The organism is Actinomycetospora rhizophila, assembly GCF_042657905.1.
GTDB classification, from domain to species: Bacteria; Actinomycetota; Actinomycetes; order Mycobacteriales; family Pseudonocardiaceae; genus Actinomycetospora; species Actinomycetospora rhizophila.
The window spans coordinates 224370-246631 of sequence record NZ_JBHSKG010000003.1; the positions used below are offsets into that span (position 1 = coordinate 224370).

Consider the following 22262-nt stretch of genomic DNA (forward strand, 5'->3'; position numbering starts at 1 on the left):
GTAGAAGTCCAGGTGTCCGCAGTAGAACGTGATCGCCGCAACGACGTCGTCGACGATGTACCTCAAACTGACCGTGGCCAGGTCTCTTCGGCCTCCGCCGTAACGCCGCCGGGATGTCGGGGAGTCGGATCAGTCGCCGGTCCGGCCGACCTCGGGTTCGGGGACGTCGCGTTGCTCCGCCCGGGCCCGTGCGGCCAGGCTCGTGGCGATGAGCCCGTCGTAGATCAGGATGCCGGCCACCCCGCCGATGAGGGGGCCGACGATGGGCACCCACCAATAGTTGTCGAAGTATGTTCCGGCTCCGGGGAACGCCAGCGGGCCCCACCCCTCGATCCAGGTCCAGAGGCGAGGTCCCAGGTCACGTGCCGGGTTGATGGCGTAGCCGGCGTTGGTGCCGTAGGTCAGGCCGATCGCCACGACGAGGAAACCGATCAGCAGCGGTGCCAGGTTGCTGCCCGGGCCCTGGTTGCGCCGGTCGATCAACGCGGCGATGAGCGCGACCAGGAGAGCGGTCCCGACGATCTGGTCCAGGAGCGGACCGGCGAGTCCGCCGCCGAAGTACTTGGCGGGGAAGGTCGCGAAGACGGCGAACGTGTCGAGGGAGCCGGTCCGCGTGGGCACGTTGTTCGCCACGTCGTAGGCGTTGATGGCGGGCCGGTACACCGCGTAGACCAGCGCGGCAGCGACGAAGGCTCCGACGAGTTGGGCCAGCCAGTACGCGGGGACCTTGGCCCAGGCGAATCCTCGACGCAGAGCGAAGGCCAGGGTGACCGCCGGGTTCAGGTGGGCTCCGGAGACCCCGCCGCTGATGTAGACGCCGAAGGCCACCGCGAAGCCCCAGCCGAAGGCGATGATCAGCCAGTTGCCGGGGCCGAAGGCGTCGGCCTGACGGCCCGAGCCCGGCAGTCCGACCACCGCCACCGCCACCGATCCGCAGCCGAAGGCGATCAGGACGAACGTGCCGAGGAACTCGGCCAGACATTCGCCGCCGAGCCCGCCGAGGATGCGCGGCACACCGACATCGCGCTTCGAGGACGTCATCGTCGCCCCGTTCCTCGAGCACTCGCGACCGCACCCGGTGTCGCGACCGGAGCCGACCCGGGTGGGACGTCGTCCGTCCGGCGTTCGCTGCGAGGAGCCGCCGTCGCGCCGCGGACGGCCCGCACCACCTCCGCGAGCAGCCCGATCAGACGCTCGTCGCGGTCGTCGGTGGGGAGGGGGGCGAGCGCGTCCACGACGGCGATGACTGCCTCGTGGACGACCGCGTGGGCAGGCAGGCGCAGCCACCGGAGCCAGGGGTGGCCGAGCCGGCGCCGAGCGCGTTGCCGCAAGGCCGTCAGGCGGCGATCGCCAGGGGCGACGGCCAGCCCCGTCGTCGTGCAGCACAGCACGACGACGTCGTCGAGTCCGCCCTGCCGCGGACGGATGTCGATGAGGTCCGGCGCCGACGGGGCGAGTCGGGTCCTGGCCCGATCGCTGACCGCGTCGTTGACGCGACGGGCCACGACGGCGACCGCGCCCGGCGTGCACGCTGGGCGGTCGGTGAAGCGCAGCCCGGCCAGCACCGACACGTACTCCATCAGGCACGCGCCCTGCTCGGGGTCCGTGTGCTTGCCGACGTCCAGGCGTGGCAGTCCTGTGACTGCCGGCCGCTCGAGAACCATGTCCGGGCCTTCCCTTCCGAGACGCAGACCCTGGCCCACCAGCGTCGCACGTCGCGTCCATTATGAATGTCGTGCGACAAGAACGATATGCAAGCGCAACAACGTGCTAGCCTGGACGAGCGCAGCGGTAGGTGGCACGACGCGCGCGGGTCCCTCATGCCCCGTCGACGACGTCCGAGGTCGTGCGGGGCGGGCGCGGGCGCGGCCACCGTGTCCGGACCGTCGTGTCCCGCACGAGGAGGCGGTGGAACATGGTCGATCGCACAGAGAGGGCCACCGGTGTCGTCGCCGGTGTCGGCGGCAACCCGGCCACGTTGCGGGCGGTCCGGTGGGCGGCCCGTGAAGCCGGCCGCCGTGGCGTCGGCCTCGACCTCGTGCAGGTCCTGCCCCCGTCGCACCACGACCATGTCCTGCGGGCGCCGCAGGGACGCGCCCGGGCCCTGCTCGAGCAGGGCCGCCAGGTCGCCGCCGCAGTTGCCCCCGACGTCCCCGTCCGCCTCTCCGTGGTGACCGGCGTCTGCGGGCCCGCGCTCGTCCACGTCGCGGAACGCGCCGAGCTCCTGGTCCTGGGCTCCCGCACCGCGGCCGGGGACCTCGACCTGACGGTCGGGCGCGTCGTCGGACACGCGATCGGCCACGCCCGGTGCCCTGTCGTGCTGGTCCCGCAGATCTGGGATCCCGCCGCGGCACACTCCGGCAACGTGCTGGTGCACGTCGACGGCACGCGCGAGTCGATCGGCGCCGTGGCCTTCGCCGCGGACGTGGCCGACCGGTGGGGCGCGCCCCTCCAGCCTGTCGCCGTGGGGGTCCGTCACGGCTCCCGGACCGACGAGCAGGCCACCCGACAGCGGCTGGCGAACGCCGTCGCCGGAACCCCCGATCAGCATCCCGACCTCGCGCTGCACGAGACCGTGGTGTGGGGCAACGCCGCCGAGGCGATCCTGCACGAAGCTCGTGCGCAGGCGCGGCTCATCGTCCTCTGCTCTCGGGGGTACGGTGCGCTCGCGGCATCGCTCCTGGGCGCGACCACCCAGACGGTGATCCGCATGGCGAGCTGTCCGACCGCCGCCCTCCCGTCCGGGGTCGCCGAGGTCTGGGCGACGCGCGGGGTCGGGCAGGTGACGGCGGACGCGTGACGACCTGTGCTCCGCGCAGCAGTGGGGGTCGTCCGGCGAGTCATCATCGAGCCGTGGCGCGGCCGGGTGCGCGGCCCCGGCCTCCCCGCCGACGCCTTCGCCGTCGTCATGGCGACCGGCATCGTCTCGATCGCCGCCCGGGACACCGACCACGCGGTGGTGTCGACCGTCCTCGCGGTGACCGCGAGCGGCGCACTGGGCGCGCTCGCGCTGTGGTCGGCGATCAGCGTCGCGACCACGGGCAGGGCGATCGCCGCCGGCCCGGACCCGCTGGCCCGCTCGTTGCTGCTGTTCAGTGCCGTAGCCGCCTGCGACGTCGTGGCGGCCTGCTCCAGGTCCGACGACGTGGTGTCTGTGGTGCTCGGGGCGGTGGCCGTGGTGCTGTGGCTGGTCCTCGTCCCGCGGACACTGGCGGCACTGCGGTCGCGACCACGCGGGGCGCGAGCCGACGGTGCCCGCGGAGGATGGTTGCTCGCGGCGGTGGCGACCGAGTCGCTCGCGCTCACCGCCGCGCAGCTCACCGGGGCGGGGGTGCTGGTCCCGGTCCTGCTCGGTGTCGCCCTCGCCTGCTGGGTGCTGGGCCTGGCCGTCTACCTCGTGATCGCCGTGCCCGTCGTCCGGCGCGTCGTCGCGGCCCGGGGCGGCGTCGAGGTCCTCGGTCCCGACCTCTGGGTGCTCATGGGCGGGCTCGCGATCGCCACGCTGGCCGGGAGCGGTGTCGTCGCCGCGACCCGGGCCTCGGGGGCGCTCCCCGGGTTGCCCGAGATGCTCGGCCCTGCACCGGTGGGCCTCTGGGTGCTCGGCACGATGTGGATCCCGGTCCTGGTCGCGATGGAGATACGGCGCCGGCGACGGGCGGCGTGGCACTACGAGCGCGCGCGGTGGGCGACGGTGTTCCCGCTGGGCATGTACTCCGCGGCCAGCTCGGGGCTGACGAGCGTCGGAGAGACGACCGGCGTATTGCCCTCGGTGCTGCGGGACACCGGTCACGTCGCCTTCTGGGTGGCGCTCGTGTCGTGGTGCCTCGTGACCACGGGGTTCCTGCGACAGAGCTGGCGGCGCCCGCCGTCTCTGCCGTGGCGTCCCGTGGGCTCGCGGCCCGGATGACGAGGATCGATCCGCGCACGGCGCGCCGCGACCGACCCGACCTCAGGGGCGCAGGCCGAGCTCGGCGGCGAGGGCCGGCGGCAGGTCGTACAGCTCGACGCGCGCCTCCCGGGTGAGGCAGCGGATGCGCAACCGGGCGAGCGCGCGCACGAGTACCGGGTCGCACCCGTCGAGTCCCGAGAGGTCGACGACCAGCTCACGGCACGCCGCGCTCGGCAGCTCGTCGGCGAGGGCCCGCAGGAGCTCGCGGGAGCACCGCTCGAAGCGCCCACGCAGGACGAGGGCGACGCACCCGGCGCCGTAGCGGCGCAATCCCATCGCGCCCCGACCATCAGGGGAGACAGGCTCGACGTGGGCGCGCGCCTCGGTGACCGCGGCGCGACGCCGAGCGGGGAGGTCGGCAGGCAGGTCGACGTCGTCGATGACGAGCCTGTCCCAGGGGCGGACACCCGCGTCGGGGTCGAGGGTCATGGTCGGTTCCTCCTCGCGCCGTGGTCGGGACACCCGCAATCGCTACTATTGTACGTCGTGCACAACGCACGACAAGCGGCTAGCGTGAGGTCCGACGACAGGGACGGAGGGATGCGGATGGCGACCGAGGCAGGACGGGTGCAGGCGTTGCTCACCGCGTACCGCTGGGTGGCCTTCGCGGGCCCGCGGACCACGACGGGTGTCGGTGTGGTCCTCCTCGGCGCGGTCACCGTGCCGCAACTCTCCCTGCTGGGCGGGAGTCGCCCGGGCTGGGTGCACGTGTGGGCCGTGCTGGCCGTCGCGGTCGCGCTGCTCGCCGTGACGGCCATGCTCCGGGCACGCTCCCGCGTGGTGGCGGGCCTCGGCTGGTTCGGGGGCAGCGCCGTCTGCGCCGTGTCGATCACACTCTGGCTCCTCAGCCGGACGGTGGGTCTGCCCGGTCTGGTCGGCACGGTCGGTCGCTGGGACCACCCCGGCGCCACGGCCGCACTGGGCCTCGCGGCCGCCTTCCTCGTGCTGCACGTCTCGCTGCTGCTCGGCGTCACCGTCGCGCGGCCGGGACGCCGGCACTGGCACGACTGACGGACGGGACACCGTGACGACCCTGGACTTCCCGGCCTGGCTGCGCATCGAGCACTGGCTCAACGTGCTGTTCCTGACCCTGCTCATCCGCAGCGGCCACGAGATCCTCGCGACCCATCCCAAGCTGTACTGGCGGGACGACAGCCGGCCCGGCACGGAGTGGGCGCGGTTCACGCGCAAGACGATGCCGACGGACAAGCTCTACGACACCCTCGACGAGGAGGAGAGCTACTCGCCGGTGATCGCCCTGCCCGGCCGGAAGATGCTCGGGATGGGCCGACACTGGCACTTCATCAGCGTGCTGGGATGGATCGCGACCGGGGTGGCGTACATCGCGCTGCTGTTCGGGACCGGGCAGTGGCACCGCTACATCCCGTACTCCTGGGAGATCGTCCCGACGGCGTGGAACGACCTGCTCACCTACCTGAGCTTCGACCTCCCGCCCCTGCTGCCCGGCGAACCCCTCGACGGCATCCAGAAGCTCACGTACGCCGCGGTGATCTTCCTGCTCGCGCCGTTCCAGATCCTCACCGGCGCCGCCCAGTCACCGGCGGTGGAGGCACGCTTTCCCTGGTACGTCCGACTGTTCGGGGGCCGGCAGGCGGCGCGCAGTCTGCACTTCCTCGGGCTGGTCGCGTTCCTGGCGTTCATCGTCGTCCACGTCGCGATGATCGCGCTGTGGGGGTGGGGCGAGCTCAACGCACTCATGATCTTCGGCGAGGTGCGGGACACGGGTTGGGCGAACGCCGCCTCGCTCGGGATCCTCGCCGCGATCGTGCTCGTGCACGTCGCGGCCACCGAGTGGAGCCTGCACCATCCCCGGTCGGTGCAGCGGGTGCTCGGGGCCGTGCTCGAGAAGGTCCGGCATGTGGCGCTGCGGCCGCTCGTGTCCCGTCAGGACTACTCCCGCGCCGCGCTCTCCCCGGAGCACCGCGTCAACGGCAAGCCGCCCGACAGCGACGCCTACAAGACACTCGCCGTGCACGGCTTCGCCGACTGGTGCCTCGACGTCGGGGGGCTCGTCGAACGACCCGTGCGGCTCTCGCTCGACGAGCTGCGCGGGCTGGGCGAGGCGCAGACCCAACGCGTGCTGCACAACTGCGTCCAGGGCTGGTCGAGCATCGGGGAGTGGACGGGACTGCCGCTGCGCGAGCTGCTCGACCACGTGCGGCCCATGCCCGAGGCCCGCTACCTCTGCGTGCTCTCCCTGCAGGACAACGCCCGCGACGAGCCGAGCGCCGACGGCGGCGGGCGGTTCTACGAGGTCATCGATCTCGAGCTCGCCCGCCAGTCGCACACATTGCTCGCCTACGGGATGAACGGCGGGGCCCTGCCGATCAAACACGGGGCGCCGTTGCGGCTGCGCATCGAGAACCAGGTCGGCTTCAAGATGGTCAAGTGGATCGAGCGGATCGAGCTCGTGTCCTCCTACGACGTCATCGGGCGCGGGGCCGGCGGTTGGCGCGAGGACAACGTCTACTACGACAAGGACGTCGCGATCTGATGAGCACCCTGAACGCCGCCGACACCCGTCCGGCCGACCTCGTCCCGCTCGACGACGCGCAGCGCGGGCGGGTGCGCGCCCAGCTCACGCGGGAGGGCATCTCCTGCGGGACCTGCGGAGGCACCGCGTTCGCCGTCGGCGACGCCCTCTACCTGGGCTTCCTGTTCCGCAGCGAGCGCACCGACGCGTGGATGGTCGCGCTGACCTGCACCGAGCCCGAGTGCCCGTCACCGCGCACCGCGGTGCGGGTGCAGGACCCGCGGGGCCTGCTCGGACCCCGCGACAGCACGGGTGAGGCCGCGAGCAGCCAGCGCCGGACCTCCCTGCCGCGCCGTCCGCGCTCGCGCAACGGGACCGGCCCCCAGGCCTCCGCCGCCGCATCGCCGTAGCGGGTCCGGCGGACATCGGGCTCGGCAGGAGGAGGCGGTGATGATGTCGAGCGCCGGGAACGAGCGACGTCTCCAGGAGATCCACGGAGCGGTTGCGGGCCGACGATCGCCGGACTCGCCCGTCGGCTGACGCGCATCGTCTGGCTTTGATCGTCAGGCCGACGTCACCCGGTGGCAACGTGGGCCTCGCTGAGATGATCGAGCCACTCGGCGCGGAGCGCGCGCTCGTAGAGAGCAGTCCGGGCGTTGCCGCAGGCGGACGGCCAGCGGAGGCGGGAGTGGACGACCGCCCCACGCCAGCCGCAGCAACACGCAGCCCGCCAGCCGATGCTCGCGTCGTCGACGCCGGCCCCTTCGAGCGCTTCGCGCCCGTCGACACGCACGTTCAGTGAGTGCAACGAAATGGAGTTAGCCGTCTTCGCGGCCGACGAAACGCTCCTGCAAGGCCCGGCGCGCGACGGGGCCGTCGGCGTCCTCGGCGACCGAGTGGGCGTCCTTCTGGACGACGGCCTTCATGCTGGACCTCCGGGTCCTTCACGTCCGGCGCTGGCCGGCGCGCGGGTCGGGGAGCCCGAGGCGGTCGAGCACCGGCGACAGTCCGGCCAGTTCGACCTCGAGCTCGATGTAGCGACTCCCCTGTTCGTCCGACAACGCGCCGCGGTGGTGCAGCAGGGCCAGCCGGTGGAGGCGGCCCGCGACCAGGGCGCCCCAGCGGATCGACGCGTCGTAGACGCGGGACTCGTCGTGCCGGCGTTCCTCCGACCCGTCGAGGGCGCGCAGCGCCGCGACCTCGGCGAACGCCTGATCCAGGTCGTTGACGACCCCGCTCGGGTCGCGGGTGGGTGCCGGTCGGCGCTCAACTCTCCGTTCGGTCACGGGGCCTCCTCGGTAACGGTGGCGGGGTCAGAGCGGCGGTTCTGCGATGCCCACCACGGCGTCCTGCCCGTCGAGCGTCAGCCAGACACGCTCGGGACCCACAGCCAGGCCGGAGACGGGGGCGCTCCGCGCCGGGCCGTCGGGGAGGGCGTTGCGGAAGGGGATGGTGGCGATGCGCGGCAGGTGGCCGTCGGGGTATCCGGTGAAGCTCCTGGTCGCGAAGACCACGAGCTCGTCGTCGGTGGCGGCGTAGACGCGGGTCTCGTCGGTGCCGACGTGGCGCACCGGAGCGCCGAGATCGGCGCTCGCCACGACGGCCAGGCCCTCGTGGTCCGGCGGCGTCTCGACCGCGAGCAGTCGGTCGCCGTCGCGCTCGGCGACGTAGAGCCGGTCGACCTTCACCCGGTCGCCGGCGCTGTGGCCTGCCCGCACGTCGATGCGGCCCTTCTCCTCGACCTGCCCGGGAGCGCCCTTGTAGTGGGTGATCCCGTCGGGGCCGAGCACGTGGTAGGCCACGGGCCGTCCGCGGGCGGGCCCGTCGAGCTTGGCGTCGGGACTCGCGTGCACGTCCTGCGGCGGGAGCGCGTGCTGGTTGCCCAGGTCGACCGCGGACACGGTCGTGCGGTCCTCGGAGAGGGCGAGCAGGGCGCGGGAGCCGTCGTCGGTGGCGAGGAAGTCCGGTGCGCGGCCGAGGGGGAGCGCCCCCACGGGCCGCAGGTCGCGGACGTCCAGCGCGACGACCTCATCGGCGTCCGGCCGGGCGACGTACGCCACGGACGGGTCGCTCGGGTCGGTGACGACGTTCTCCCCGACGCGGCCCAGCGGGGGGGACAGCGTCATCCCGGGGGCGCCGGGGTCGACGCGGGCGACGCGGCCGTCGTCGGTGAGCGCGAGCAGGGCGTGGGTGCCCGGCGACCAGACCGGTTCGTGCAGAGCCGCGTCCGTGTGCCGTACGACCACGACCGGGGCCGGCCCGGCGTCCCCGGCGGTCGCGCAGCCGGTGACCAGCAGGGCGGGCAGGACCGCCGCCGCGAGTGCCCCGAGGGTGCTGTACGAGCGGCTCCGGCTCACGACGCGCGCCGGGTCAGGTCCCGCTCGGGGCGCTCCCCGCGCGGCGGGTATCCGCGGACGGCGGCCGCGAGCACCTCGGCGAGGTGCACCGGAGTGCGACCCACGTCGGACTGCTCGATCTGGGTGCGGCAGCTGTAGCCGTCGGCGATCACCAGCGTCTCGGGGTCGGTGTCGCGCAGGATCGGCAGCAGCTTGTCCTCGGCGCACGCCATCGACACGTCGTAGTGGCCGTCCTCGAAGCCGAAGTTGCCGGCGAGGCCGCAGCAGCCGGCGTCGAGCACCTCGAGGTCGACACCCGCCCGCGCCGCCACGGCCTGGTCGGCGTCGGTGCCGAGCACGGCGTGCTGGTGGCAGTGCGGCTGGGCGACCGCGCGCCGGTCGAGACGTGTCGCGGGACGCCAGTCGGGCGCCTCGGCCTGGAGCAGTTCGGCCAGCGTGTACGTCTGCGCGGCCAGGCGGTGGGCGTCCTCGTCCCCGTGCAGCAGCTCGGGCAGGTCGGACCGGAACACCGCGGCACAGCTGGGCTCGAGGACCAGGATCGGGGTCCCGTCGCGGAGCTGGGGCCGCAGCACCTCGAGCGTGCGCCGCAGGACCCGCTGGGCAACCGGCAGCTGACCGGTGGAGATCCAGGTGAGCCCGCAGCAGACCTCGGCGTCGGGGACGGTGACCTGGAAGCCCGCGGCCTCGAGGACGGTGACGGCGGCACGCGCGATGGCCGGGTGGAATGCGTCGGTGAACGTGTCCGGCCACAGCAGCACCCGGCCCCGCGGGTGCGGTTCCGCGGGGACCTGCGGGGTGCGCCGGGCGAACCAGGTGACGAAGCGCTCCTCGGCGAAGCTCGGGATCTCCCGCTGCGGGGCGACGCCACCGGCCTTCTTGACCAGCCGTGACAGGCCCGGCGTCGCCGTGGTGCGGTTGACCAGGCGGGCCACGGGGGCGGCACGCGTCGCCAGACGCGCCCAGAGCGGGAGCCAGCCCATCGACCAGTGGGCGAGGGGTCGGCGCCAGGCCCGGCCCGCGTAGTGGTGGGAGAGGAACTCGGCCTTGTAGGTGGCCATGTCGACGTCGACCGGGCAGTCGCTCCTGCAGCCCTTGCAGGCCAGGCACAGGTCGAGCGCGTCGCGCACCTCGGTCGAGCGCCAGCCGTCGGTGATGACCTCGCCGCGCATCATCTCGAACAGCACCCGGGAGCGGCCGCGGGTGGAGTGCTCCTCCTCGCGGGTCGCCCGGTAGCTCGGGCACATGACCCCGCTCTCGTGTCCCCGGCAGTGGCCGATGCCGACGCAGCGGGAGACCGCGGATGAGAACCGGTGGGAGTCGTCGGGGTAGTCGAAGAAGGTCTCCGGTTCCCAGGGCCGGTGGTCGCTGCCCTGGCGCAGGTCGGTGTCGAGGCGGCGGGGGTGGACGACCTTGCCGGGGTTCATCTTCTCGCCCGGGTCGAACAGCGCCTTGAGCTCGCCGAACGCCTCCACGATCCGTTCGCCGAACATGATCGGGAGCAGCTCGCCGCGGGCCTGCCCGTCGCCGTGCTCGCCGGAGAGCGACCCGCCGTACGACGCGGCGAGCTGCGCGGCCTCGACGAGGAACGCCCGGAAGTCCGTGACGCCGCCCGCCGTGCCGAGGTCGAAGGGGATGCGGCAGTGCACGCAGCCCTGGCCGAAGTGCCCGTAGACGGCGGTCTCGCCGAGGCCGTGGCGGGAGAGCAGGTCGAGGTAGTCGCGCAGGTAGTCGCCGAGCCGGTCCGGTGCGACGGCCGCGTCCTCCCAGCCCGGGTGGGTCTGGGAGCTCAGCGGCGGGTAGGCCGTCGCACCGAGACCGGCCTCGCGGGCCTCCCAGAGCTGTTGCTCGGACAGGGGCTGGTCGAGCACCTTCGCGCTCGGGGGATCGTCGCGGCGCCGCAGCTCGTCGACCAGGCCCCGGGCGGCCCGGTCGACCGCGTCCTGATCGTCGCCGGAGAACTGGGCCATCAGCCAGGACTCGCCGCGCGGGAGCTCGGCGATGGCCTCGTCGGCCAGTGACTCGTTGCGCTCGAGCTCGACGAGCCGGGAGTCGATACCCTCCAGCGCCGAGGGGCCGTGCGCGACCACCGCGGGCACGTCCGACGCGGCCGCGACCACGTCCGGGTAGCCCAGGACCACGAGGGCCGACGCCGACCGGGTGGGGAAGAGCTCGATCTCGGCCTGCAGGACGGTGACGAGCGTGCTCTCGCTGCCGACCAGGGCCTTGGCGACGTCGAAACCCTGCTCGGGCAGCAGCGCGTCGAGGTTGTAGCCCGAGACCCGCCGCGGGATGTCGGGGTAGCGCGCCCGGATCTCCTCGGCGTGCCGGTCCCGCAGGGCGCGCATCCCGCGGTACAGCTCGGCGCGCCGGCCGCCCGCGGCGAGGATCCGCTCGTACTCCTCGTCGGACGTCGGGCCGACCCAGCATCGCAGCCCGTCGTAGGTGAGGATCTCCAGGCGGCGCACGGAGTCGGCCATCTTGCCGTACGCCTGCGCCGTGGAGCCGCACGAGTTGTTGCCGATCATCCCGCCGATCGAGCAGCTGGCGTGGGTGGAGGGCTTGGGCCCGACCCCGAGGCCGTGCGCGGCGAGCTGGTCGTTGAGCGGGTCGAGCGCAGCGCCCGGCTCGACCACGGCGGTGCGGGCCTCGACGTCGAGCGACACGAGCCGGTGGCAGTACTTGGTCCAGTCGAGCACCACCGCGGTGTTCGTCGTGCTGCCGGCGAGGTTGGTGCCGCCGCCGCGGGACAGGATCGGCACCCCGTGCTCGTGGCACACCGCCACGGCCGCCTCGGCGTCGTCGACGGTCCTCGGCACGACGACGCCGATCGGGACCTCGCGGTAGTTCGAGGCGTCCGTGGAATACGCCGCGCGGGACCCGGCGTCGAAGCGCACCTCGCCGTCGACGCGGTCGCGCAGCGCGGCCTCCAGGCCGACATCGGTGTCGGTCCCGGCCCGAGCGCGGCGGACGCGGGGGAGATCCAGGTCGACGATCACCGTTGCCCCCCGGGCAGGTGCGACTTGATCGACTCGGTGAACTCGTGAGTCTTCTGCTTGACGCCCTTCTCAGCGATGCCGAGGGTCTCCGGGTCGCCCTTCGCGACGGCCTTCGCGGCGTGCTTGAGCTGCATCTTCATGATGTGCGGCGGCACCGGCGGGATCTCCGGGTCGACGACGACCTCGAGCACGCAGGGCACGTTCGACGACAGCGCCTCGTCCCAGGCCCCACCGATGTCCGCGGGGCTGTCGCAGCGGATCCCGCGCAGGCCCAGCAGCTTCGCGTACTCCGCGTACGGGACGTCGGGGATCCATTGGCTGCCGGGGTACTTCGGGTCGCCGGCCATCGCGCGCTGCTCCCAGGTGACCTGGTTGAGGTCCTGGTTGTTGAACACGCAGAACACCAGCGGCGCGCTCTGGAACCGCTCCCAGTACCTCTTGATGGTGATCAGCTCGAGCATGCCGTTCATCTGGAAGACGCCGTCGCCGATCAGCGCGATGATCGGGCGGTCGGGGAAGGCGAACCGCCCGGAGATCGCGTACGGGGTGCCCGGTCCCATGGTGGCGAGGTTGCCGGCCAGCGACGCCTTCATCCCCCGGCGCATCCTCAGGTGGCGCGACCACCAGTTCGCCGTCGATCCGGCGTCGGTGGTCAGGATTGCTCGATCGGGCAGCCGCTTGGAGAGCTCGTGGACCACCAGCTCGGGGTTGAGCGGGTCGGCGTCGTCGTGGGCGCGGTCGTCGAGCACCCGCCACCACTCGTCGACCTGTTTCTCGATCTGTTCCCGCCACGAGCGATCGGTCTTGCGCTCGATCATGGGGATGAGCTCGCGCAGCGTGTCGCCCGCGTCGCCGACGAGGTGGGACTCCATCGGGTAGCGCACGCCGATCATCCGGCCGTCCAGATTGATCTCGACGCCGCGAGCCTGGCCTTCCTCCGGCAGCCACTCCGCATAGGGGAACGCCGTGCCGACGAACAGCAGCGTGTCGCAGTTCGACATCACGAAGTCGCTGGCCGTCGAGCCCAGCAGCCCGATGGGCCCCGTCACGTAGGGCAGATCGTCGGCCGGCTCCACCCGGCCGAGGGAGGTCTTCGCGACTCCCGCCCCGAGCAGCTCGGCGATCTCCATGACCTCGTCCGCGGCGGTCTGCGCCCCCTGCCCGACCACCATCCCCACCTTGTTCCCGCTGTTGAGGATGTCGGCGGCCTTGCGCAGCTCCTCGGGCGGCGGGATCACGCGGGGCTGGCTCCAGCCCACGCCGGAGAACACGGCGCCGTGCTCGCGCGGCGGGGACTCCACCGCCTCGGACTCGCCGACGTCCTCCGGGATGATCACGGCCGTCACGGAGCGGTTGGTCAGGGCGACCTTGCACGCCCGGTCGATCAGGTGGCGGGCCTGGCCGGGGACCATGCAGGTCTGGATGAAGTCCGAGGCGACGTCCTTGTACAGCGAGTTCGGGTCGATCTCCTGCTGGAACGCCGATCCCAGCCCGATCCGCTTCTGCTGTCCGATGATCGCCACCACCGGCTGGTGGTCGAGCTTGGCGTCGTAGAGCCCGTTGAGCAGATGGATGGTGCCGCCCCCCGAGGTGGCCATCGCGCAGCCGATACCACCGGTGAACTTCGCGTGGGCAGTCGCCATGAACGCGGCCATCTCCTCGTGGCGAGCCTGGATGAGCTCAGGATCGCCCTCGGCTCGGTCCAGCGCGCCGAGCATGGCGTTGATGCCGTCCCCGGGATAGCCGTAGATGCGGTGCACGCCCCACTGACCCAGGCGCTGGAGAACGTAGTCCGCGACGAGCATCAGGCCTGACTCCTTCCGGTTCGAGTGGCTCGAGGATGACACAACATCGTGCGCTATGCACGACGTGTTTCCAATACGAAGTGCGCATGGTACGACGTACCGGTGACCAGGAATGTGCCCATCGAGGGCCTGGAAGTGGCGGCCTACACGCTGCCCACGGACGCCCCGGAGTCCGACGGCACGCTGACCTGGGAGTCCACGACGATCGTCGTGGTGCAGGCGCACGCGGCCGGGTGCACGGGGCTCGGCTACACCTACGCCGGATCGCCGGTGGCCACGGTGGTGGAGAGCGCGCTGGCCGACGTCGTGCGGGGGCGCGATCTGCTCGCCGTGCCGGCTGCGTGGGCGGCGATGCACGCCGCGGTGCGCAACCTGGGGCGTCCCGGCGTCGTCGCCGAGGCGATCTCCGCGGTGGACATCGCGCTGTGGGACCTGCACGCCCGCGTGCTCGGAGTTCCGCTGTCGGTGGCGCTGGGCGCGGTGCACGAGGCCACGCCGGTCTACGGCAGCGGCGGGTTCACCTCGTACGACGACGAGCAACTGCGCACGCAAGTGGGCGGGTGGGTCGACGAGGGCATGACCTCGGTCAAGATCAAGGTCGGGCGGTGTCCCGAGGACGACGAGCACCGGCTGGACGTGGTCCGCAAGGCCGTGGGCGACGGCGTCGAGCTGATGGTCGACGCCAACGGTGCCTACACCCGCAAACAGGCCCTGGGCTGGGCGGGACGGCTCGCGGACCGGGGCGTCACCTGGCTGGAGGAGCCGGTGAGCTCCGACGACCTCGAGGGGCTCGCCCTGGTCCGCGACCACGGTCCGGGTGGCGTCGAGATCGCGGGCGGCGAGTACGGCTACGACCTGCCCTACTTCCACCGCATGCTCGACACCGGCGCGGTGGACTGCCTGCAGGCCGACGTCACGCGCTGCGGCGGCTACACGTCCCTCGCGCGCGTGGCCGCCCTGTGCGACGCCCGCAGCATGGACCTCTCGCTGCACTGCGCGCCTCAGGTCAGCGCGCACGCCGGTATCGCCGTATGGCACCTGCGCCACCTCGAGTACTTCCACGACCACGTGCGGATCGAGACCCGCGCGTTCGACGGCGTCCTGCGCCCGGAGCCCGACGGCACCCTGCGTCCGGACCGCACCCGCGCCGGGCACGGGCTGACGCTGCGCGCCGGCGCCCTCGAGCCCTACCGGATCGCCTGATGCCACCGGTCCCCGCCCAGCGACCCTCGACTCCCCGGGAGCGCCCGTGACCACCCAAGAAGTTCCGCCGGCCCAGCCGGCGGGCCCCTCGCGCGACGTCTCCGACGGGTCGACCGCCACCTTGGCCTCGCCGCAGGTCCTGCGCGAGTACGCGCTGCTCGCCGACGGCGAGCGCGGCGCGCTGCTGGGGCCGCGCGGCGACATCGTGTGGATGTGCGCCCCGCGCTGGGACTCGCCCGCCGTGTTCGCCGGCCTGCTCGCTGCACCCGGGCACTACGACCTGACCCCGACCGAGCGGTACGTGTGGGGCGGGCACTACGAGGACGCCTCGTTGATCTGGCGCAGCCGGTGGATGACCGACGGCGGCCCCGTCGAGAGCCGGGAGGCGCTCGCCCTGCCCGCTGACAGGGACCGACTCGTGCTGCTGCGCCGAGTGCTCGCCGACGACGTCCCGGCCTCGGTACACGTCGTGCTCGACCCGCGCGGTGAGTACGGGCGCCACCCGCTCACCGAGCTGCACCGCGACGACGCGGGCTGCTGGACCGGTCGGATCGGTGACCTGCGGATGCGGTGGCGCGGTGGCGGCGACGCGGTCCCGGTGACGGTCGACGGCGGCACCCGCCTCGAGCTGGAGATCGTCGTCCCGCCTGGCCGTCAGCACGACCTCGTCCTGGAGATCGGCCTGCGACTGCCCGACCAGGCCCCCGACCCCGACCTCACCTGGCGGGAGACCGAGACCCGCTGGCAGGCGAACGTCCCGGCGTCCTCGCGGCTCATCGGGGCGGCTCCGCGTGACGCCGCCCACGCCGCCGCCGTGCTGCGCGGCATGACCACGAGCTCGGGCGCGATGGTCGCCGCGGCCACCACCAGCCTGCCCGAGCGTCCCGGCGGACGGGCCAACTTCGACTACCGCTACACCTGGGTCCGCGACCAGTGCTACGCCGGGCGCGCGGCCGCGCTCGCCGGTCTCGACGACCTGCTCGACGACGCCGTGCGCTTCCTCGGCGCCCGGCTGCTCGACGACGGACCCCGGCTCGCCCCGGCCTACGCGGTCGACGGCGGCCCGGTCCCCGACGAGACCCACCTCGGCGTGTCCGGCTATCCCGGCGGCGGGGACCGGATCGGTAACCGCGGCGGGCACCAGTTCCAGCTCGACGCCTTCGGCGAGATGCTGCTGCTCCTGGCTGCGGCCGCGGAGCGTGGCCGGCTGGACGCGGACGGTTGGCGGGCGGTGGAGATCGCCGTCACCGCCATCGAGCAGCGGTGGAGGCAGCCCGACGCCGGGGTGTGGGAGCTCGAGGACCGGGAGTGGACCCACAGCCGACTGGTCTGCGTGGCGGGCCTGCGCGCGGTGAGCGCCACCACGGGCAGGGGTACGGCCGGGCGCTGGTCGGCGCTCGCGGACACGATTCTCGCCTACACCGCTTGCACCTCCACCCACCCGAGCGGACGTTGGCAGCGCGCCGCCGACGACCCCCGTCCCGACGGGGCGCTGTTGCTCGCCGCGATCCGCGGGGCGCTCCCGGCCGACGACCCACGCAGCCGCGCGACCCTCGAGGCCTACCTGCGGGAGCTGACGAGCGAGGGATACGCCTACCGGTTCCGCGTCGACGACCGGCCCCTCGGTGACGCCGAGGGCGCCTTCCTGCTCTGCAACTTCATCACCGCCCTGGCCTGCCAGCAGCAGGGCGACGCGCTGTGCGCCCGCCACTTCTTCGAGCGCGGACGGTCGGCCTGCGGGCCGCCCGGCCTGCTCACCGAGGAGTTCGACGTCACCCAGCGCCAGCTGCGCGGCAACCTGCCGCAGGCCTTCGTCCACGCCCTGCTGCTCGAGGCCGCCACGGTCCTCGCGCCGCTCGAGGACGGCGCCCCCAGCACCACCCACCGAACGGAGGAACGATGACCAGGACCGCAGTCGTGACCGGGGGCACCGCCGGGGTCGGGCGCGCGACCGTCCGCGAGCTCGCCGCGGCGGGCTACGACGTCGCCGTCCTGGCGCGGGGGCAGGCGGGCCTCGACGGTGCGGCCGCGGACGTGAAGGGCGCCGGTCAGCGGGCGATGCTGATCGTCTGCGACGTCGCCGACGCGGACGCGGTCGAGCGGGCGGCCCACCAGGTGGAGGAGGGTCTCGGCGAGATCGACCTCTGGGTCAACGTCGCGTTCGTCGGGACCCTGGCCTTCTTCTGGGACACCACCGTCGAGGAGTTCCGCCGCGTCACCGAGGTCACCTACTTCGGGCAGGTGCACGGCACGCGCGCCGCCCTGGCCCGGATGCGGCCCCGCGATCGGGGCGTGGTCATCAACGTCGGCTCGGCCATGGCCGACCGTTCGATCCCCCTGCAGGCCGCCTACTGCGGCGCCAAGCACGCGATCAAGGGCTTCACCGAGTCGGTGATCACCGAGCTGGCGCACGAGCAGAGCGGGGTGCGTGTGTGCACGATCCAGCTGCCGGGACTGAACACCCCGCAGTTCACCTGGAACCTCGAGCGGGTGGACGGCCACCCCCGCCCGGTGGCGCCGGTGTGGCAGCCCGAGGTCGCGGCGCGCGCGATCCGGTTCCTCGCCGAGCACCCGCGCCGCAACATGTGGGTCGGTCTCGCCACCGTCTACACGATCCTGGGCGAGCGCCTCGCGCCCAAGCTCGTCGACTTCTACCTCGCGCGGTACGGGGTGGCGGGCCAGCAGACGAGCGCGGACCTGCCTCGACGCGGCTCGAACCTCGACGAGCCATGCGACGCCGAGGTCGACGCCGGAGCGCACGGGCCGTTCGACGACGAGGCGTGGACCCGCGACCCGCAGACGTGGGCCTCGGTGCACCGTCGCGCCCTGCTCGGCACGATGGCGGCCACCGTCCTCTCCGGCACCCTGCTCCTCGTCGGTGTGCGCGGTCGGGGCCGCAAGCGTGAGGGGCTCCGCCGGTGACCGGGCGGTCCCGGCGGGCCGACCTCGTCCACGCCGGCCACGTCGTCCATGGAGCAGCCCTGGTGCTGTGCCCCGCTCGGGTGGCGGCACGGGCCGACGGGGGAGCGGACGGGCGGAGCGAGGTCGCCTTCATCCGGGTGCTCGGTGCGCGACACGCCCTGCAAGGGCTGGCGGGGCTGACGGCGCCGCGGTGGATGTCGCCCACCCTCGGCGGCGCGGTCGACGTCCTCCACGCGGTGAGCATGGTCGGACTGGCCCTGCTCGACCGCGATCATCGGCGCGGCGCGTCGGCCGGCGCGGCGATGGCACTCGCGTTCGCTCTCGCTGACCGGTGGGCGGCCGCGGGACGGTGAGCTGCCCGGACGCGCCCTTGTTGCGCTGCGCCATGATCGTGCATGGTGCACGACGGGGGACGCGGGAGGCCTCGCCGCCACCGGAGGGGGACCACGATGGGACGATACGGGTATGGGTGAGCCAGTCGGGAGGGCCGTGCCGGACGCGCCGGGGCGCGCGCCGTTCGCCGAGCGCCTGGAGCTCGCCCTGCGGGGGCTGCTGGAGCTCAGCGTCGGCGTGCTCAGTGACATGGAGGAGAACGTCTCCCCGTCCCACCTGCGCGCGCTGCAGGCGCTGGACCACCTCGGGGGAGCCAAGGTGACCGTGCTCGGCGACGCGCTCGGCGTACCGCCCTCGACGGCGAGCCGGATCAGTGACCGGCTCACCGCCGCGGGGCTGATCACCCGCGAGGTCGCGCCCGACAACCGGCGCGCGACCCTGCTCGAGCTCACCCCCGCCGGCCGGGAGGTCCTGTCCGATCTTGCCGGGGCGCGGGCCACCGCACTGGAGCGTGTCACCGCGTCCATGACCCCGGAGGAGCGGGACGCCCTGCTGCTCGGAGCAGAGGGCTTTGCCCGCGCCTACGGGGAACTCGACCACGGCGTGGATGAGGAGCCTGCGGGCACGGGCCCGTGACGGCTCGTCCGCCGTCCCCGCGGGAGATCGTCGCGGATCTGGTCGACCGGGTCCTCGACGTCCCCGGCTCCCGCGCCGCACCCACGGCCGTGGCGTGGCTGCGCACCGTGCTCGACGCGGACAGGGTCGAGGTGCACCTGCTCGACCGGCGCCGGGAGCGCCTCCACCTCGCCGCCGCCGCGACGCGCGACCCGGCGTCCCGGGCGGTCGAGCACCACCTCGACGTGCGGGAGAATCCCGTCGCCCAGGCGCTGCGGGCCGAGGTGGTGCTCACCTACCGCGTGGGGGACGAGGAGGTCCGCCACATACCGCTCGAGGCCCACGGCCACACCCACGGCGTCCTGACCGTGGCGGGACCGGTCGGGCACGGGGCCGACGACGTCACGACCGTGTCGTTCGCGCCGTCGGACTGGCGGCGGCTGGGCCGGACCCTGGCCCTCCTCCTCCGTCAGGCGGCCACGACGACCGACGAGCTCGAGCTGGCCCGGCGCACGTACGACTACAGCATCGCCGCGGAGCTGCAGTGGGACCTGCTGCCGCCGGCGGACGTCGCGACCGACCGCATCGCGCTCCGTGCCCTCGTCGAGCCCGCTCCCCGCGTCACGAGCGACCTGTTCGACTGGTCGCTCAACGGCGACCGTCTGACCGTCGCGCTGCTCGACGCGGCCGGGCGTGGGCTGGTCGCGACCCAGGTCGGGGACCTCGCCCTCGCCGCCCTGCGCAACGCCCGGCGCAGCGGCCTGGCGATCGCGGAGCAGGCGGCGCTGGCCGACCAGGCGCTGTGGGACCGTCACCACGGTCACGCGGCCGTCGACGCCCTCCTGCTCGAGATCGACCTCACCGGGGGCACGGCGAGGGCGGTGCACGCCGGTTCTCCGGTCGTCCTGCGTCGACGCGATCACGAGGTGGAGCTGCTCGACCTCGGCGCCGTCCATGAGCCCCTCGGCCTGCTCGACCGCACGCGGTACGACGCCGGGGTCGTCGACCTCCGTCCCGGCGACGTGATGATGCTGCTCTCGGACGGCGTCGCCGCAGCCCGTGATCCCGACGGCCGCGTGTTCGGGGTCGACGCGCTGGCCCATCGACTCGCGCACACCAGCGTGCCCCGCGACCTACCCTCCTGGCTCGTCGGCGAGCTGCGCGCCCGCGCGGGCGGGGACCTCGAGGACGACGCCACGGCGCTGGTGCTCGAGTGGCACGGGCAGGCGTCGCGTCCGGAGGGCTCAGGCCGGCGCGATGGCGTCTGACGGCTGTGCGGCCCGCTCGGGCCGGCGGTTGACCTCGAGCACGGGGGACCGGCTGAGGACGACGGTGCCGATCGCCAGGAGCAGCGCCCCGAGGACGGCACCGACCAGCCATGGCCCGGTCCGGATGCGTTCGTCGAAGACGAGAACGCCCCAGGCGATCGCGACCAGCGGGTTGGCCAGTGTCAGTCCCGGTTCGGTGGCGAGCAGCAGGCCGGCGTTCATCGAGCTCTGGAGCAGCGCGAAGGCGGCGGTGCCGACGGCCAGCGCCGCGTAGGTCTGCCACGTACCGAGCGGGGCAGCGAGGCCGTGGTGGGTCGTCGCACCGGCCGCGGCAAGCAGCGTCGCCGTGGCGCCGTAGCCGACACCCGAGGCGAGACCGAGCAGCGCGGCCCTCCGGTTGCCGCGGGCGGACGCACCGGCTGCCGCGGGGCCGCCCATCAGCACGACGAGGGCACCGAGGCCGACGGCCCACGTCGTCCCCGGCACGGTGGTCGGGTCGCCGTGCTTCGGTGCCAGGCAGAAGAGCACCGCGGCCAATCCGACGGTCATGAGGACGATCGCCACCTGGTCCCGGCGCACGAGGCGCACGCCGAACAGGAGGCTGGTCCCGAGGACGGCCAGGGGGAACTCCATGACCAGGACGGGCTGGACGGCGACGATCCGGCCGATGGAGAGCGCGCCGATGTGCACGGCCAGACCCAGCACGCTCGCGCCGAGCCCGGCGAGCCATCCGGGGCGCCCGAGGAGCTGGACCACGAGTCGCAGCGGCCCGCCTCTCGGGCCGGGTTCCGTCCGCATCGAGCGGCGTTGGAGAAGGTCCCCCACCGCGTTCAGGGTCGCGGCGAGCATCGCGAGGACGAGGGGCAGGATCACCGCCGCCTCCTGTGCCCGCTCCGGCCCGCCGGCGCCGGACGGCCCCGGCACATCGTGGTGTGCCGGGGCCGCCTGGTCGCGCTCAGCGGTGCGTCCTGGCGCCGCCGATGCCGCCGAGGGCTGCGGCGACGACCGAGACGCCGAGCCAGAGGGCGCCCCAGCCGCTGGCGTCGGTGGTCGACTGCGCCAGCGACCCGGTGCTCGGCGGTGGCGCCGATCCGGCCCCGGCGAGCATCGTGCCGACGTCGCCGGCCAGCGCGCTGCCTCCGACCACGCCGAGCGCGACGAGGCCGGCCGTGGTCAGGGCCCAGACCAGGACCCCGTGCAGGACACCCCCGTCGCGACGCTCGGGCCCGGCCACCCGGCCGGCCAGCACGCCGCCGACGAGGAACGCGACGAGCGCGAGCACCGCGCTGACGATGCTGGAGGCCGCGCTCTGCTGGGTGCCGAGGTCGAGCCAGCCGAACCCGACGAACAGCAGCTCCAGGACGAGGAAGACCGGCAGCGCGACCAGCGCGCCGGCCCACACGGCCCCCCAGTGGAGGCCCGTGCCGACCGGTTCCTGCGCGGACCGCTGCCCGCCCTCCTCGTGGACCTCGTCCCGGGGTGCCGTCGTCCCCGAACCCGACCTCGATCGATCGACGTGCGTCGTCATGTTTCCTCCTCGCGGTGACGTCGGACCGTCCTTCCGGCGCCTGCGCCGGTCGCGGGTCACCTGGCCCGGACCGGCCTGCCAGCGCCGTCCCACGAGGATAGGCAAAACCTGCTTATTGCAAAACGTGCATCACGCACGAAATCTGAGTCGGTGCATCGGAGGTGGCGACGGTGACCGTCGCCCGGCCCACGGCCGCCGTGGCGACGTCGCTCCACCCTCGAACGCTTGGCCGCCGGCCCTGCGGCGGAGCCCGTGGCGGCTCAGCCGCAAGATGCACGTGATGGACCAGATGCACGACGTGCACAACGCAACACAATGGGCACCCTCGGCGCATGACTTCGACCGCAACGCCGCGTCCGCTGGTGTTCACCCTCGGGCACCGAGAGCTGATCATCCGCCGGCGCTATCAGCTCCTCAGCATCATCAACGACATCCTCATCGCCGTCTGGTTCACCATCGGCAGCTTCATGTTCTTCTCCGACAAGCTGACCTACGCCGGCACCTGGCTGTTCGTCATCGGCAGCATCGAGCTGCTCATCCGCCCGGCCATCCGCCTGATCCGCCAGATCCACCTGCAGCGCCTGCCCGGCTACCAGGGCGTCCGCGCACCCGAGTCGGAGCACGACTTCTGAGGCCACCACCGACTCGTGCCGCGGCTCGAGACGAGGTGCGCACCTGGCGCGCGGCGGCGGGTGTGCGGCGGACGCCGGAGGCGCCCCGTCCGCGGGCGGGGCCGTCGACCTTCTCGCCGGTCACACGGGTGGGTCCGCTCGTGTCGTCGACGCCCGTCCC

Annotated in this window: 21 protein-coding genes; 12 read left to right on the forward strand and 9 right to left on the reverse strand. The window is 73.3% G+C overall.

Annotated features, from left to right (window positions below; all coding sequences use genetic code 11):
* Window positions 1–129 precede the first annotated feature (129 nt).
* Window positions 130–1041: an MIP/aquaporin family protein gene (locus ACFPK1_RS08515; RefSeq protein WP_378020482.1), complete on the reverse strand. Its 912-nt coding sequence runs from the start codon at window positions 1039–1041 to the stop codon at window positions 130–132.
* Window positions 1038–1664, reverse strand: coding sequence for a hypothetical protein (locus ACFPK1_RS08520; protein ID WP_378020483.1), 627 nt, complete (start codon window positions 1662–1664; stop codon window positions 1038–1040). The genes ACFPK1_RS08515 and ACFPK1_RS08520 overlap by 4 nt, the downstream gene beginning before the upstream one ends.
* Window positions 1665–1915: 251 nt before the next feature.
* On the opposite strand from ACFPK1_RS08520, the gene ACFPK1_RS08525 reads away from it, so the two are divergent.
* Window positions 1916–2800, forward strand: coding sequence for a universal stress protein (locus ACFPK1_RS08525; RefSeq protein ID WP_378020484.1), 885 nt, complete (start codon window positions 1916–1918; stop codon window positions 2798–2800).
* Window positions 2801–2806: 6 nt separating this feature from the next.
* Window positions 2807–3907, forward strand: coding sequence for a tellurite resistance/C4-dicarboxylate transporter family protein (locus ACFPK1_RS08530; RefSeq protein WP_378020485.1), 1101 nt, complete (start codon window positions 2807–2809; stop codon window positions 3905–3907).
* Between the two features lie 42 nt (window positions 3908–3949).
* Here ACFPK1_RS08530 and ACFPK1_RS08535 read toward each other — a convergent pair whose 3' ends face one another.
* Window positions 3950–4378, reverse strand: a complete 429-nt coding sequence (locus ACFPK1_RS08535) for an STAS domain-containing protein (protein WP_274187968.1) — start codon at window positions 4376–4378, stop codon at window positions 3950–3952.
* Window positions 4379–4495: 117 nt separating this feature from the next.
* On the opposite strand from ACFPK1_RS08535, the gene ACFPK1_RS08540 reads away from it, so the two are divergent.
* Genes ACFPK1_RS08540 through ACFPK1_RS08550 form a run of 3 tightly spaced genes read left to right on the forward strand, consistent with a single transcriptional unit; the run spans window position 4496 to window position 6853 of the window.
* Window positions 4496–4960 (forward strand): hypothetical protein, encoded by a 465-nt coding sequence (locus tag ACFPK1_RS08540; protein WP_378020486.1) that lies wholly within the window; start codon window positions 4496–4498, stop codon window positions 4958–4960.
* A 13-nt stretch (window positions 4961–4973) separates the two neighbouring features.
* Window positions 4974–6464, forward strand: coding sequence for a molybdopterin-dependent oxidoreductase (locus tag ACFPK1_RS08545; RefSeq protein WP_378020487.1), 1491 nt, complete (start codon window positions 4974–4976; stop codon window positions 6462–6464).
* Window positions 6464–6853, forward strand: a complete 390-nt coding sequence (locus ACFPK1_RS08550) for a hypothetical protein (RefSeq protein ID WP_378020488.1) — start codon at window positions 6464–6466, stop codon at window positions 6851–6853. The genes ACFPK1_RS08545 and ACFPK1_RS08550 overlap by 1 nt, the downstream gene beginning before the upstream one ends.
* A gap of 534 nt (window positions 6854–7387) precedes the next feature.
* Here ACFPK1_RS08550 and ACFPK1_RS08555 read toward each other — a convergent pair.
* The 4 genes from ACFPK1_RS08555 to ACFPK1_RS08570 are packed head-to-tail and all read right to left on the reverse strand — an operon-like array spanning window position 7388 to window position 13601.
* Entirely contained in the window at window positions 7388–7729 is a 342-nt protein-coding gene (locus tag ACFPK1_RS08555) for a hypothetical protein (protein WP_378020489.1), read from the reverse strand.
* Between the two features lie 27 nt (window positions 7730–7756).
* The gene (locus tag ACFPK1_RS08560; protein WP_378020490.1) at window positions 7757–8800 is read right to left on the reverse strand and encodes a YncE family protein; all 1044 of its coding nucleotides are present in this window, start codon (window positions 8798–8800) and stop codon (window positions 7757–7759) included.
* Complete coding sequence (locus tag ACFPK1_RS08565) at window positions 8797–11796, reverse strand: FAD-binding and (Fe-S)-binding domain-containing protein (RefSeq protein WP_378020491.1); 3000 nt, start codon at window positions 11794–11796, stop codon at window positions 8797–8799. Before ACFPK1_RS08565 ends, ACFPK1_RS08560 begins: the two co-directional genes overlap by 4 nt.
* Window positions 11793–13601, reverse strand: coding sequence for a thiamine pyrophosphate-requiring protein (locus ACFPK1_RS08570; RefSeq protein WP_378020492.1), 1809 nt, complete (start codon window positions 13599–13601; stop codon window positions 11793–11795). The genes ACFPK1_RS08565 and ACFPK1_RS08570 overlap by 4 nt, the downstream gene beginning before the upstream one ends.
* A 102-nt stretch (window positions 13602–13703) precedes the next feature.
* Here ACFPK1_RS08570 and ACFPK1_RS08575 point away from each other — a divergent pair, with 102 nt between their 5' ends.
* The 6 genes from ACFPK1_RS08575 to ACFPK1_RS08600 all read left to right on the forward strand — a co-directional run bounded on the left by ACFPK1_RS08575 (window position 13704) and on the right by ACFPK1_RS08600 (window position 19942).
* Window positions 13704–14804 (forward strand): enolase C-terminal domain-like protein, encoded by a 1101-nt coding sequence (locus tag ACFPK1_RS08575; protein ID WP_378020493.1) that lies wholly within the window; start codon window positions 13704–13706, stop codon window positions 14802–14804.
* A gap of 46 nt (window positions 14805–14850) precedes the next feature.
* Entirely contained in the window at window positions 14851–16707 is a 1857-nt protein-coding gene (locus ACFPK1_RS08580) for a glycoside hydrolase family 15 protein (protein WP_378020494.1), read from the forward strand.
* The gene (locus tag ACFPK1_RS08585) at window positions 16704–17726 is read left to right on the forward strand and encodes an SDR family oxidoreductase (RefSeq protein WP_378020495.1); all 1023 of its coding nucleotides are present in this window, start codon (window positions 16704–16706) and stop codon (window positions 17724–17726) included. The genes ACFPK1_RS08580 and ACFPK1_RS08585 overlap by 4 nt, the downstream gene beginning before the upstream one ends.
* Entirely contained in the window at window positions 17723–18079 is a 357-nt protein-coding gene (locus tag ACFPK1_RS08590) for a hypothetical protein (protein ID WP_378020496.1), read from the forward strand. Before ACFPK1_RS08585 ends, ACFPK1_RS08590 begins: the two co-directional genes overlap by 4 nt.
* Window positions 18080–18191: 112 nt before the next feature.
* Window positions 18192–18695, forward strand: a complete 504-nt coding sequence (locus tag ACFPK1_RS08595) for a MarR family winged helix-turn-helix transcriptional regulator (RefSeq protein ID WP_378020497.1) — start codon at window positions 18192–18194, stop codon at window positions 18693–18695.
* Entirely contained in the window at window positions 18692–19942 is a 1251-nt protein-coding gene (locus ACFPK1_RS08600; RefSeq protein WP_378020498.1) for a PP2C family protein-serine/threonine phosphatase, read from the forward strand. The genes ACFPK1_RS08595 and ACFPK1_RS08600 overlap by 4 nt, the downstream gene beginning before the upstream one ends.
* Here ACFPK1_RS08600 and ACFPK1_RS08605 read toward each other — a convergent pair.
* Together ACFPK1_RS08605 and ACFPK1_RS08610 are read right to left on the reverse strand one after the other, a co-directional pair.
* On the reverse strand, window positions 19919–20815 hold the full coding sequence (locus ACFPK1_RS08605; RefSeq protein ID WP_378020499.1) for a DMT family transporter: 897 nt from the start codon (window positions 20813–20815) through the stop codon (window positions 19919–19921). The genes ACFPK1_RS08600 and ACFPK1_RS08605 overlap by 24 nt on opposite strands.
* An 82-nt stretch (window positions 20816–20897) precedes the next feature.
* Window positions 20898–21470 carry a hypothetical protein gene (locus ACFPK1_RS08610; protein ID WP_378020500.1) on the reverse strand — a complete coding sequence of 191 codons (573 nt, stop codon included), beginning with the start codon at window positions 21468–21470 and terminating at the stop codon, window positions 20898–20900.
* Between the two features lie 332 nt (window positions 21471–21802).
* On the opposite strand from ACFPK1_RS08610, the gene ACFPK1_RS08615 reads away from it, so the two are divergent.
* Entirely contained in the window at window positions 21803–22102 is a 300-nt protein-coding gene (locus ACFPK1_RS08615) for a YrhK family protein (RefSeq protein ID WP_378020501.1), read from the forward strand.
* The last annotated feature ends 160 nt before the right edge of the window (window positions 22103–22262 follow it).